The organism is Streptomyces sp. VTCC 41912 (genome assembly GCF_045799175.1).
Classification (GTDB): Bacteria; Actinomycetota; Actinomycetes; order Streptomycetales; family Streptomycetaceae; genus Streptomyces; species Streptomyces albulus_C.
Map to the genome: position 1 here is coordinate 1 of NZ_JBJMAB010000114.1, position 578 is coordinate 578.

The following is a 578-nucleotide window of genomic DNA, read 5'->3' on the forward strand; positions in this document are numbered from 1 at the left end:
GATGTGACGGCGCTGCGCAACCAGCCCACCGTCCCGCCCGTCCTCCGCGGCCTGGTCAAGGCACCCGTCCGCCGCACCGCAGCGACCACCGCCCTCGCCCCCGGCGCGGACACCGGACTCGCCCAACGACTCGCCCCACTCGACCACGCCCGACGACACGACGCACTGCTCGCCCTCGTCCGCAGCAGCGCCGCGCTCGTCCTCGGCCACACCGACGGCGACGCCATCGACGCCGAACGCGCCTTCCGCGACCTGGGTTTCGACTCCCTGACGGCCGTCGAACTCCGCAACCGCCTGCGCACCGCCACCGGCCTGCACCTCTCGGCCACCATGGTCTTCGACCACCCCACCCTGACCGCGCTGGCCGATCACTTGCAGACCGAGTTGTTCGGTGCTGTCGAGGCTGAGGTGCGGGAGCTGGTTCCGGGGCGGGTGTCGTTGGCGGATGATCCGGTCGTGGTGGTGGGGATGGCCTGCCGGTATCCGGGTGGGGTGGGGTCCCCGGAGGAGCTGTGGCGTCTGGTGAGCGAGGGCGCTGATGCGATCGGTGACTTCCCGACGAATCGTGGCTGGGACGT

1 protein-coding gene is annotated in these 578 nt (G+C 71.6%); it reads left to right on the top strand.

Features of this window, described 5'->3' with window-relative positions:
• Positions 1–578 (top strand): phosphopantetheine-binding protein (locus ACJ6WD_RS41375; RefSeq protein ID WP_407617830.1); only part of this gene is annotated, 578 nt, incomplete at both ends.